Below are 12,103 nucleotides of genomic sequence, written 5' to 3'. Positions count from 1 at the left end.
CTGCATAAACTGACACACTGCCATCGGGAGCAAGCCCCCTCCCACATTTGGGCGGAGTTGGACCTGAGAACCCGGTCGGTTCTCAGGCCGCCACGCTCTTGCTTTTGATCTGAAATCGCCCCGTCAACCACGATGGCCGGCATTCCGGCCTTTACAAAAGTGACCCACTGTAAGAGCGGGACCACTAGCCGCCTAGGCTCGGTGTGCCCGCACTCAGGCTTGAATCCGTGGGCCACCGCGCTGGGCCATCCATGGCCCAGTGCGTCTAACCCGGCGTCCTGCCGAGTTAGCCACGGATTAAAGCCTGCGTTCGGCCAGCGTGTTTGACGGGGCGCCTCTGATCTATGGAGATCAAACTGTGGGAGGGGGCTTGCTCCCGATGGCGGTGGGTCAGTTTATGCAGCTGTGACTGACACACCGCCATCGGGAGCAAGCCCCCTCCCACATTTGGGCGAAGTTGGACATGAGAACCCGGTCGGCTCTCAGGCCGCCACGCTCTTGCTTTTGATCTGAAATCGCCCCGTCAACCACGATGGCCGGCATTCCGGCCTTCACAAAGTGACCCACTGTAAGAACGGAACCACTAGCCGCCGTTACCCAAATAACGGATATGTACCCCAAAAAACCGCAGATCCGAAGCAAGCCCTACCCCATTCAGGCCTTCACCAATCTCGAAGCCAGCGCCTTGGCCTGAAGCGCCACATCCGTCACCGCCGTGCTTTCCCACCACATCCCGCGCAATGGCGGGCCCATGGCAAACAGGCGTTCACTGACCTGCCCCTGGGCATCCAGCACTGCGCCGGACACATCCGCCGCAATCCCCAACGCCAACGGCCCAGGCCTGATCAAACCGCGTTTGAGCAACTGCTGCGGCAACGGCCGGGCCACGCGGCGCCAGTCGTATTCGATGCCGCTGGAGTTGATCAGCGCTGCCCCCGACACTTGGGTGATCGCCTGTTCGCCTCGATAACGCAAGCGAATGGTTACGCCCTCGCCCGAAGGCTCCAGCCCTTTGAAAGACGCCGCTTGAATCCGCAAGCGCCCTTCCTCATGCAGCCGCGCTACCAACTCTGCGCTCAACGGCGGCGAGCGGTGGTGATGGCTTTCCCACCAGGGCCGCACATGCCGCACGAACTGACGTTTCTCCCGCTCGCTGGCCTGGCTCCACAACCGGCCGATATGGGCACGCACGGTGTCCAGCGGCGACTGCCAATCGATGCCCTGCTCCAGCGCGATCCGGCATTGCCGACGCACTTCGCGCAGCAACTGCCGAGGGCTGCGAAGGCCATGGTCAGCGGCAAGAAAATCCTCCCAAGCCGGCGGTTGCCGGCGCACATGGGGCAACAAACCGTGGCGTGAGAAAACCTCGATAGGTCCGCGATGCCCGGCCTGTTCCAGGGACACCACCGCGTCGACCATGGTCAGCCCAGAACCGATGATCAGCACCCTGGACTGCGGGTCGAGTTGGGTCATGGCCTGCACATCCCACGGGTCCACCGCCGCGGCGTTCAAGCCGCTGGATTCGGTTTGTGGCGTGCGCGCCGCCGGGAACATGCCGGTGGCCAGTACGGCAAACGCACCGCGCAGTTGCTGGCCGTTGTCGAGGGTCAGCAGGGTTGAATCCGCGTCCACTTGCAGGTCGACCACTTGCGCCCTGACATGCTCCACCGTGGAAGCCGACAACACCTTGGCCTCAGCCAACCGTTGCTGCGCATACAGGCCAAAAATCCCGCGGGGCGGGAACAGTTCGCTGATGGGCACGTGCTGCTGGTCCGACTCCGGCCAGCCGCCAGCGCCGATGTAGTCAGTGAGCCATTGAGTCAGGTCATCGGCATTGTCCGGATCGACACTCATGCGTGCCGCGTTGCCGTTCAGGGTGTGGCCCAACTCCACAGCGCTGTAGGCCTCGCCACGCCCAAGCTCGGCGCGCGGCTCGATCACCAGGATCCGACGCTGACCACCTAGACGCAGCAGTTGCACGGCCAGCATCGTCCCACTCAGGCCGCCGCCGACGATCAGTACATCAGCGTTGCGGATGGATTCACTCATGCAGGTTCGCCCTTACTGTTTACCCAGGTAAATATCATGCAAGTCACCCCGCGCCAGCAATTCAGCGGCGCTGCCGCTCAAGGCCACGCGCCCAGTATCCAGCACGTAACCCTGGGACGCATAGGTCAGCGCGACGTTGATGTTCTGCTCGGCGATCAGGAAGCTCACCTGCTGCTCGCGGTTGAGCTGCGCGATGATCTCGAAAATCTCCTGCACGATCATAGGCGCCAAACCCATGGATGGCTCGTCGAGCAGTACCAAAGTAGGACGAGTCATCAACGCACGGCCGATGGCGACCATCTGCTGCTCGCCGCCCGAGGTGAGCCCGGCGCGGGTGTGGCGCTTGGTCTTGAGCCGGGGGAACCAGGCGTAGATGCGCTCCAGGTCGTGCTCCATTTCCTTGCGGCTCAGGCGTCGCACAAAGCCGCCGCTGCGCAGGTTGTCTTCCACCGTCAGCTGGCCGAACACATGGCGCCCCTCCAGCACATGCACCATGCCCTGGCGCACGCGCTGGCTGGGGTCGACATCCGCCAGGTCCTTGCCTGCGTACTCAATCACACCTCGGCTGACCTCGGCGCGCTCGGCCCGCACCAGACCAGAGATGGCCTTGAGGGTGGTGCTCTTGCCGGCACCATTGGCACCGAGCAAAGCGACAATGGCGCCCTTGGGCACGCTCAGCGAGACCCCGGCCACCGCCAGGATTGCGCCGTCGTAGATCACTTCAATGTCATTGACCGTCAGCAGTGACGCGCTTTCGGCTTCAGTGGCAGGCTGGCTCATGGCTTATTCATCCCCCGTGCAGGTGCGTGGCGTGAGGCCTTTTTCCTTGGCGAACGCGGCGGATTTTTCATCGATCAACGGGCGCAGCAGCCCACGGTCGGCAGCGATCCATTCGCTGACCAGCGTCCAGTTGGCGCCGTCCCATTGCTGCACACGCGCAGAACCGCCGCCTTCATGGTCGCGGCATGACAGCTTGAGGTTCTGCATCAGGCCCAGGTAACCCATGGCCTTGAGGCGTGCGTCGTCGATATTCAGGTGTTCCAGGCCCCAGCGGCCTTCTTCGCCATTGAGTGGACGCTTGCCGAACTTGGCCTGGGCGGTGCGGATCGCTTCTACGGCCACGGCCGCGTTCACCAGGCCGGAGTTGTAGTACACGCTGCCGAAGTTTTTCAGGTCCTTGAGGTCACTGTGGCCCTTGTCGAGGATGTATTGCTTGAGGCGTTTGTGGATCTCAAAATCGGCGCCGGCCGGGTATGGCGTCAGCGCCAGGTAGCCCTTGGCGGCAGCGCCGGCGGGCAATACGTCTTCGCTGGAACTGGCCCAGATGTCGCCGATGATATGGTCCACCGGGAAGCCGAAGCGCGCGGCGGTCTTCACCGCCACCGGCGTCGACACGCCCCAGGTGCGCAGGAACACCCAGTCCGGGTTGGCCTGGCGTACCTGACGCCATTGCGCGGACTGTTCATTGCCGGGGTCAGCCACCGGAATCTGGATATTTTCAAAGCCGTATTTCTCGGCCAGCAATTTCAGCGGGCCGAGGGTTTCACGCCCATAGGCCGAGTCGTGGTAGACCGTGGCGATCTTCTTGCCCTTGAGTTTGTCGAAACCGCCTTCGCGCTGGGCAATGTAGTTCACCAAGGTCGAGGCTTCGCTGTAGAAGGTCAGCATCACCGGGAAGTTGTAAGGGAACACCGTGCCGTCGGTGGCTTCGGTGCGACCGTACCCGAGGGTGATCAGCGGGATCTTGTCCACCTCGGCCCGCTCGCTCAAGGCATACGCCGCCGGCGCGCCGTTGGGCTGATACACCGCGACCGGCGCGCCATCCAGGCCATTCTTGAAGCGCTCGTAGCACTCGATGCCCTTCTCTGCCGTCCACTCGGTCTCGCATTCCTGCCATACCAGTTTCACGCCATTAATGCCGCCTTCGACCTCGTTGATATAGCGCAGGTAGTCGATCATCCCGGCCCACACCTGCACGCCGCTGGACGCGTAGGCGCCCACCCGGTAAGTCGCCAGGGGGAAGAACTGCTGGTCGGCCGAGGCCATCGCCTGGGGCACGGCAGCGGACAACGCCGCCAACGCAAAGGCCGCACTGACCAGGGATCGTTTTAAGGATGCACGCATGGAAATTCTCTTCTATAGGTCAGAAACGTAGGGGCCACTGACGCAGCCGATCGCGAAGGTTGTGCAACAGGCGAATCAAGCCCTCGGGTTCCTTGATCAGGAACACGATGATCAACACGCCAAAAATGATTTTTTGCAGATTCTGCAACTGCCCCGCGTCCACCGAGCCGCCGAACAGCGCTTGCCCCGCGTGGCTGAGAAAGATCGGCAGCAAGCTGATAAACGCAGCCCCCACGAAGTTGCCGGCGATGCTGCCCATGCCACCGATAATGATGATGAACAGGATCTGGAAGGAGCGATTGATATCGAAGCTGCTGGCGCTGGCCGTGCCCAGGTAGGCAAATGCCCACAGCGCGCCGGCGATGCCGAGGTAAAACGAGCTGACCGCAAACGCCAGGCGCTTGTAGCGCACCACCGGGATGCCGACCACGGCGGCGGCGGTGTCCATGTCGCGGATCGCCATCCAGTTGCGCCCCACTTGGCTGCGCACCAGGTTGACGGCGGTCCAGGTCAACAGCAGCACCGTGACCAGCGTCAGCCAGTAGCGGCCCAGCGGCGTGTTGAGGTCATGGCCGAACAGCGCCAGTTTCGGCGCCGAGATGGTCCCGGACGATCCGTAGTTGTAGAACCACGGGAATTTGACGAACAGCCATTCCAGGAAAAACTGCGCGGCCAATGTGGTGACCATCAGGTAGAAGCCTTTGATCCGCGAGCTGGGCAACCCGAACAACAGGCCGACCAAGGCGCTGATAATCCCGCCGCCCAGCAATGCCAGCGGCAATCCCAGCTCCGGCAAGCGCAGCAGAAATCCGTAGGTCGCGAAGGCGCCGACCGCCATGAAGCCGGCCGCGCCCACCGAGGTTTGCCCGGTGTAGCCGGTCAGCAGGTTCAAACCCAACCCGGCCAGCGACAGCACTAGAAACGGGATCAGGATCGCATTGAGCCAATAGTCATTGCCCCACAGCGGCACCACGATAAACGCCAACGCCAGCAGGCCGAGCAGGCCCCAGGGCACACGTCGCGGGACCAGCAACAACGGCGCGGTTTCTTGAGCAACAGGGATCGACATGGTTTCAGACTCGCTCAATAGCGCGCTCGCCGAACAGGCCGGCGGGACGGATATACAGGAAGGCCAAGGCCAAGACATAGGCGAACCACGGCGTGATGCCGCCGCCGATCAGCGGGCCGATATACACCTCAGCCAGGTTTTCCGCCGCGCCGACAATCAACCCGCCGACAATCGCGCCGCCAATCGAGGTAAAGCCGCCGATGATCAACACCGGCAAAGCCTTGAGCACCACCAGCGACAGCGAAAACTGCACCCCCTGGCGCGCGCCCCATAACAGCCCGGCCACCAGCCCGACAATGCCGGCCACCGCCCAGACGATCTGCCAGATGCGGTTGAGGTTGATGCCGATGGACAGCGCCGCTGTGGTGTCATCCGCCACTGCGCGCAACGACACACCGATGCGGGTCTTGTTGAACAGCAGCGCGAGCACCGTCACCAGCACCACGGCAGCCGCTGCGGCGATCAGGTCGAACTGGCTGAGCATCAGCGGGCCGACAAACAGCGGCACGTCGTCGATGCCCAAGTCCAGGGCGCGCACTTGCGCCCCCATCAAGCCCTGGGCCAGGCCTTCGATAATGAATGACAAGCCGAGGGTGGCCATGAACAGGGTGATCTGAGAGCGGTTCACCAGCGGGCGCAGCACCAGGCGCTCGATGAGCAACGCGCCGACGATCATCACGATCACCGTCAGCAGCAACGCGAGAGCAAACGGCACGCCCTGGTCATGCAGGCTGACAAAGGTCAACGCCGCAAACAGCAACATCGCGCCCTGAGCAAAATTGAACACACCGCTGGCTTTGTAGATCAGCACGAAGCCGATGGCGACGAGTGAATACATCGTGCCGGCGAGCAGGCCGCCGAGCAGGGTTTCGAAGAAAAAGGTCATCAGTGTACGGCTCCCAGGTAGGCAGCGATCACCTCGGGATTGGCCTGTACTTGCGCCGGCGTGCCGTCGCCGACCTTGCGCCCGTAGTCGAGCACCACCACGTGGTCGGACAGTCCCATCACCACGCCCATGTCGTGTTCGATCAACACCACGGTGGTGCCGAGGTCGCGGTTCACGTCAGCGACGAAGCGCGCCATGTCCTGTTTCTCTTCTGCGTTCATCCCGGCCATGGGTTCGTCGAGCAGCAACAGGCTAGGTCCGGCGATCAGTGCACGGCCCAACTCCACACGCTTTTGCAGGCCGTAGGACAGGTTGCCCACCAGCACATCGCGGTGTGCTTGCAGCTCAAGGAACTCAAGAATGCCTTGGCCCCGCTGGCGAAAGGTCGCGGCCTCGCGGCGCGCGCGTGGTAAGCCGAGGGCCTGCTCGATAAAGCTGCTGCGCATGTGCCGCGACAGGCCGGTGAGAAGGTTGTCGAGCACGCTCATTTTCTTGAACAGCGCGTTGTTCTGGAAGGTGCGGCCAATGCCTCGGCGCGCGGCGCCCAAGGGGTCGATGCGGTGGAAATGTTGCTGTTCGAAGACGATCTCGCCGGCGTCAAAGCGATACACGCCATTGAGCACATTGAGCAACGAACTTTTACCGGCGCCGTTAGGGCCGATCAACGCGCAGATCTCGCCGCGCTGCACGTCAAAAGACAAGGCATTGATGGCCTTGACCCCTTTGAATGACAGCGAGATATCGCGCACCTGAAGAATAGCGTCGCTCATGCGATATCCCGTTTGAGTTCAGCCAGCCACACGGGCTCGGCAGTGGATTTGAGAGGCTGCCAGATAGAGGCCAGGCGCTGAAAACCCAGCAGTTTGCGTACACGGTTCTTCAGTAAACGGCGCAGTCCGCTTTGAGGGTGGGCGATGGCCCAGTCGCACAGGCGTCGGCGCCAGGTGCCGCGGGGTGCAAGGCGGCTTTCGATTTCATCGGCCAAGTGCCGCAAACGCTCCGGCGACAGCAGCAAGCCGGTGGGCGCCACTTCACTGCGATCGCGCTGCGCCGAGGCCAGGCTTTCCGGGAAGGCCAGGCCGTGGCCGCTGCTCAGCCATTGCTCCAGCAGCACCGCCAGACCGCCTTGCCAATGGGTGCCCTCCTCGCTCCACAGTGCGGTTTCGCCGGAGGGTTGCCACCAGCGCTGCAAATGCTGCGCAGGCTCGACCGGGCCGAGCAATTGGGCGAAATCCAACCGTTGGGTGAACGTCCAATCGCGCTGACGACCTTGAGCGTAGGCGTGGCTGGGATGCATACGCCACAGGTGTTGCTCCAGTGCCTGCGGCTCGAGGTCATCGGCCAGCGTCAGCACTTGCGCGCCGACGGAATGGGCCGCCAACGCCAGCAACAGCAGGTTCGGCTCAAAGGCGCCGCTGAGCACCAAGCGAGACTGTTCACTTAAACCTTGCTGGCGCAAACCATCGGCCAGGCGCTCGACGTCGCGCAGGGTGTCAATCCAGCGCCAGGCATACCACTGGCCCTGGCGCTTGTGGCGCAGGGCGATGTGCAACGGCGTGAGTTGTGCCCAGTGTTGCAGGTGTTCCAGGAGGGTCTTGGGTTCGAGCACGCTCATAGGTGTTTGCTCCTATTGGAGGGTGTGCGTGCGGTGGTCCGCTGGCTTGATTATTTGGATCGACACGGGACAACTGTGGGAGGGGCGGTGCGACGATTCGACTTGCTCCCGATGGCGGTGGGTCAGTTAGACCGCCTTTGACTGAGCCACCGCTATCGGCACCAAGCCCCCTCCCACATTGGATTTATGTGCATTCGATAGATCGCGATAGCTGGCGCCCGGGTGGTTGGCTCCCAGTCGCGCACCGTCGCCAAACAACTTCTCGCGCAACGTGCCTTCGGCGTATTCGGTCTTGTACACCCCACGCTTCTGCAACTCCGGCACCAGCCATTCCACGGCGTCGATAAAGGTTTCGTGGGTCAGCGCATAGGCCAGGTTGAAGCCGTCGACGTCGGTCTCTTCGACCCATTCCTGCAACAGGTCTGCCACCGTCTCCGGACCGCCGACAAACAGCGGACCGAAGCCACCGATGCCGACCCAGTCCGCCAGTTCATTCGGCGTCCAGACTTTATTCGGATCGGCCGTGGAGAAGGCTTCCACCGCCGATTGAATGGCGTTGGTGTGCACATGCTTGAGCGGCTCATCCGGTTTGAACTGGCTGAAGTCGATGCCGGTCCAGCCGGAGATCAGCGCCATCGCGCCTTCGTAGCTCACATAGGATTTGTAGTCGTCAAACTTGGCTTTAGCCTTGGCGTCCGTTTCGTCGACGATCACCGTCTGCAAATTGAAGATCAGGATTTTCTTCGGATCACGCCCGGCCTCGGCCGCACGACGGCGGATGTCGGCAACGGTTTTTTTCAGCAGCACCTTGGACGGCGCGGCGACGAACACGCATTCGGCCTGCTCGGCGGCAAACTGCTTGCCACGGCTGGACGCGCCGGCCTGGTACAGCACAGGCGTGCGCTGCGGCGACGGCTCGCACAGGTGAATGCCGGGCACCTGGAAGTGTTTGCCGACGTGTCGGATCTCGTGGATTTTGCTCGGATCACTGAAAATCCGCCGCTCGCGGTCGCGCAGTACCGCGCCCTCCTCCCAACTGCCTTCCCAAAGCTTGTAGCAAACCTCCAGATATTCCTCGGCGTAGTCGTAGCGTGCGTCGTGTTCGGTCTGGGCTTTCTGGCCGAGGTTCTTGGCGCCGCTTTCCAGGTAGGAAGTGACGATATTCCAGCCGATACGGCCCTTGGTCAGATGGTCCAGGGTCGACAGCCGACGCGCGAATGGATAGGGATGCTCAAACGACAACGAAGCGGTGAGACCAAAGCCCAGGTGCTCGGTGACCAACGCCATCGGCGCGATCAGCGACAACGGGTCGTTGACCGGCACTTGGGTGGCCTGGCGAATCGCCGCATCACCGTTGCCGTTATACACATCGTAGATGCCCAGCACGTCGGCTATAAACAGACCATCGAACTTGCCACGCTCCAGAATTTTCGCGAGATCGGTCCAGTATTCCAGGTCCTTGTACTGCCACGAACGGTCACGGGGGTGCGCCCACAGGCCGGGAGATTGGTGGCCGACGCAGTTCATGTCGAAAGCGTTCAAGCGGATTTCACGGGACATCACAGCACTCCGTTGAGGTGGTAGTTGCCGACAACCTGGTATTTGTTGCGCAACGGATCATCCAGGGTCGACGGCAGCGCGGTGCGTTGCCCGGTCAGTTCAAACTCGGCGTTGCTGGCGGCGATGAGGGCTTCGGCGGCGGCGATCTGCGCCTCGGTGGCGGCCACCGGGCTCGGGTGGGTTTCGGCGCGTTCGAGCAAGGCAGCGGCCACATCCACACGGATCTGCAAGTCGCCGAAGCGGCTGATCACATAGGGGTCAGCGCTTTTTTCGACATGGCGGCGGGTGCTGTCCAGCAGTTGGCGCGCGAGATTCAAGGCAGTCATGGGTCAGGTTCCTCAGTTCCAGGCGTGGCGCGCAGGTTTCACGCCGTTGAGCACGAAGTTGCCGATCAGGTGGTATTTCCAGCGGGCCGGGTCGTGCAGGGTGTGGGTGCGCGCGTTGCGCCAGAAGCGGTCGAGGTTGTGCTTGGCCGTGACCGAACGGGTGCCGGCCAGTTCGAAGAGTTTGCTGCTGGCGAGCAAGGCGGTTTCGGCGGACAGCACCTTGGCTTGGGCGACGATCAGCGAGGCGTTGGCCACGGTGTCTTCGTTCGGTTGCGCCAAGGCTTGGTCAACCGCGATGCCGGCCTTGGCGAGGATCGCTTCGGTGCCGTGCACGCGCCATTCCAGATCGCCGATGGCGGCGATGGTGAACGGGTCCTGCCAGCCGTGATCCTGCTGGCTGTCGATCCAGGGACGGGCCTGGCGCGCGAAAATTTTTGCCTGTTCAAGGGCGCCGAGGGCAATGCCGGTATCCACCGCTGCCTGGATGATTTGCGAAATCGGCCCATCGGCCGTGGGTTGGTCAAACGCCAGGTGGGCGGGGATCACCGCACTCAAGGGCACAGTCACGCCGTCGAGGGTCACGCCGCCGCTGGCGGTGGTGCGCTGGCCGAAGCCGTCCCAGTTGTCGATCACGGTCAGGCCTGGCGCGTTGCGCTCGACAAAACCAATGAACGCCTGGCCCTTTTCGTTATTGCCCACCGTGGGCACGATATGGGCGAACAGTGCGCCAGTGCAGTAGAACTTTTCACCGTTAATTTGCGCGGTATCACCGTGAAACCGGATTTGGGTGTCAAAGGTGCCGGCGTTTTTGCTCTTGGCCTCGGAGAAAGCATTGCCGAAGCGGTAGCCCGCCAACACCTTGCCGAAGTAATAGCGCTTCTGCTCCTCGGTGGCGGTTTGCAGGAGGATGTCGACGACACCCAGATGGTTCTGCGGGATTTGCCCCAAGGACGGGTCTGCGGCGGAGATCAATTTGATCACTTCGGCCACGGTGACATAAGACACACCGGCGCCACCGTAGGCCTTGGGAACAGTGATGCCCCACAGGCCGCTGGCGGAGAACTCGTCGAGTTCGTCTACCGGTAAGCGACGGTCGCGGTCACGCACGCTGGCATCGACGGCGAAGCGTTCGGCCAGGCGCGTGGCGACCTCGATGGCCTCCGCGTCCGAGCGGATGATATGGGCAGGGTGTTGAGGATGGGCTGACATGGGCCGACTCCAGGCTCCAGGGATATGCAGGAGCTACAGCAGGAGTCGTGCCAAATGAAAAATAACTTTAAAAACAATGAGTTAAATTAAAAGCTCGCAAAGAACGGGAGCGCTGTCATACAGCAAACTGTCTAGTCACTGTTCACCTGCAAACAGTAACGTATGGAACACGCTCTATGCAGGGGTGCGAGGAGCCCCTTCGACAATGTACTTATCAAGGTCCGATTTATAAGGCGGCGAAAGCCCTTCCACGTTAAAACTCACATAAACGAGGGGCATGAAAAAAACCGGTTTTGCAGTCCACACGGGAATTTCCAAGGTTTCTACCGATTTAACTTCAACCCTGAAGTGACTGGAGCCATTCCCCTCAATCTTCCCAATGATTGTTTGACCTATGCTCATGCCAACGAACGGTTTGATAACCAATTTGAGCACTTCAGTCTCCACATCAGCATATTGGACGACACCGCCCTGTGATGGCTCCAGGGATGGTGCGGGGTTCACCAGCACGGGGGTTTGTTCGTCTTTCATGGTCCATCCTCCAGTGATTGATTAAATCACGGCCAACCAACCACTTCCGGGCAGTGATGCCATAAACCTATGCCCGGCACATGAGACAAACAAGCTGTGAAACTTGACAGGTGCTCATCAGCATCCTTGTAGACAAAACCGCTAAATCACCACGTTGCGCACAAAGCGCACGGCGACCTCGCCATCGTTGCGATAGGCGTGAGGTTGGTGACTGGCGAACATGAAGAATTCGCCGGCGCCGATGGTGTTTTCCTGGTCGCCCACGACCAGCGTCAAGCTACCCTCAAACACAAACAGCTGCTCGCTCCAGCCTTCCAGGTCGGGGTCCGGGCAATAGCGATCACCGGGTTCGAGGCGCCACTCCCACAATTCAACCTCGCGCCGCGCGGTGGCCTTGGCCAGCAGTACCGCCTTGCTCCCGGCAATTTCACCGGCCCAGGCCAGTTCGTTGATGCGGCTGTGATCGCGTACGTCCGGAGCCTGGATCAGGTCGCTGAAGGCTACGTCCAATGCTTCGGCCACGCGGTCCAAGGTGGACAGGCTGACGTTTTTCTCGCCTGCTTCAATGGCCACCAGCATGCGCCGGCTGACCCCGGATTTTTCCGAGAGCGCGGTCTGGCTCAGGTCGGCGGCGTGGCGCAGGCGACGAACGTTTTGGCTGACGTGCTGCAGGACCGAGGCCCGTTGTGGATTTTCTTTGTGCACTATATTGCTCAATAGGTGGGTGTGCGCAG

At 61.7% G+C, this 12,103-nt stretch carries 12 protein-coding genes; all 12 read right to left on the bottom strand.

Features of this window, described 5'->3' with window-relative positions; all coding sequences use genetic code 11:
- Positions 1-654 precede the first annotated feature (654 nt).
- Complete coding sequence (locus AOA61_RS01885) at positions 655-2,049, bottom strand: FAD/NAD(P)-binding protein (protein ID WP_095184425.1); 1,395 nt, start codon at positions 2,047-2,049, stop codon at positions 655-657.
- Positions 2,050-2,061: 12 nt separating this feature from the next.
- Positions 2,062-2,829: an ABC transporter ATP-binding protein gene (locus tag AOA61_RS01880; protein WP_032889754.1), complete on the bottom strand. Its 768-nt coding sequence runs from the start codon at positions 2,827-2,829 to the stop codon at positions 2,062-2,064.
- A gap of 3 nt (positions 2,830-2,832) precedes the next feature.
- Complete coding sequence (locus AOA61_RS01875; RefSeq protein ID WP_099601001.1) at positions 2,833-4,173, bottom strand: ABC transporter substrate-binding protein; 1,341 nt, start codon at positions 4,171-4,173, stop codon at positions 2,833-2,835.
- Positions 4,174-4,192: 19 nt separating this feature from the next.
- Positions 4,193-5,242 carry a branched-chain amino acid ABC transporter permease gene (locus AOA61_RS01870; protein WP_032889758.1) on the bottom strand — a complete coding sequence of 350 codons (1,050 nt, stop codon included), beginning with the start codon at positions 5,240-5,242 and terminating at the stop codon, positions 4,193-4,195.
- Positions 5,243-5,246: 4 nt separating this feature from the next.
- A complete protein-coding gene (locus tag AOA61_RS01865; RefSeq protein ID WP_032889760.1) occupies positions 5,247-6,128 on the bottom strand; it encodes a branched-chain amino acid ABC transporter permease in 882 nt (293 codons plus the stop codon).
- On the bottom strand, positions 6,128-6,898 hold the full coding sequence (locus AOA61_RS01860) for an ABC transporter ATP-binding protein (RefSeq protein WP_099601000.1): 771 nt from the start codon (positions 6,896-6,898) through the stop codon (positions 6,128-6,130). Before AOA61_RS01860 ends, AOA61_RS01865 begins: the two co-directional genes overlap by 1 nt.
- Positions 6,895-7,743 carry an AMP-binding protein gene (locus AOA61_RS01855; protein WP_099600998.1) on the bottom strand — a complete coding sequence of 283 codons (849 nt, stop codon included), beginning with the start codon at positions 7,741-7,743 and terminating at the stop codon, positions 6,895-6,897. Before AOA61_RS01855 ends, AOA61_RS01860 begins: the two co-directional genes overlap by 4 nt.
- Positions 7,744-7,869: 126 nt before the next feature.
- On the bottom strand, positions 7,870-9,303 hold the full coding sequence (locus AOA61_RS01850; RefSeq protein ID WP_099600997.1) for an LLM class flavin-dependent oxidoreductase: 1,434 nt from the start codon (positions 9,301-9,303) through the stop codon (positions 7,870-7,872).
- Positions 9,303-9,629 carry an acyl-CoA dehydrogenase gene (locus AOA61_RS01845; protein WP_099600995.1) on the bottom strand — a complete coding sequence of 109 codons (327 nt, stop codon included), beginning with the start codon at positions 9,627-9,629 and terminating at the stop codon, positions 9,303-9,305. The genes AOA61_RS01850 and AOA61_RS01845 overlap by 1 nt, the downstream gene beginning before the upstream one ends.
- A 12-nt stretch (positions 9,630-9,641) precedes the next feature.
- A complete protein-coding gene (locus AOA61_RS01840; protein WP_032889769.1) occupies positions 9,642-10,838 on the bottom strand; it encodes an SfnB family sulfur acquisition oxidoreductase in 1,197 nt (398 codons plus the stop codon).
- Positions 10,839-11,012: 174 nt separating this feature from the next.
- The gene (locus AOA61_RS01835; RefSeq protein ID WP_099600994.1) at positions 11,013-11,369 is read right to left on the bottom strand and encodes a hypothetical protein; all 357 of its coding nucleotides are present in this window, start codon (positions 11,367-11,369) and stop codon (positions 11,013-11,015) included.
- A gap of 141 nt (positions 11,370-11,510) precedes the next feature.
- A complete protein-coding gene (locus tag AOA61_RS01830) occupies positions 11,511-12,074 on the bottom strand; it encodes a helix-turn-helix domain-containing protein (RefSeq protein ID WP_095184420.1) in 564 nt (187 codons plus the stop codon).
- Between the last annotated feature and the right edge of the window lie 29 nt (positions 12,075-12,103).

Source organism: Pseudomonas sp. 2995-1 (assembly GCF_002742505.1).
GTDB lineage: Bacteria > Pseudomonadota > Gammaproteobacteria > Pseudomonadales > Pseudomonadaceae > Aquipseudomonas > Aquipseudomonas sivasensis.
This window is presented reverse-complemented; position numbering and strand designations above follow the sequence as displayed.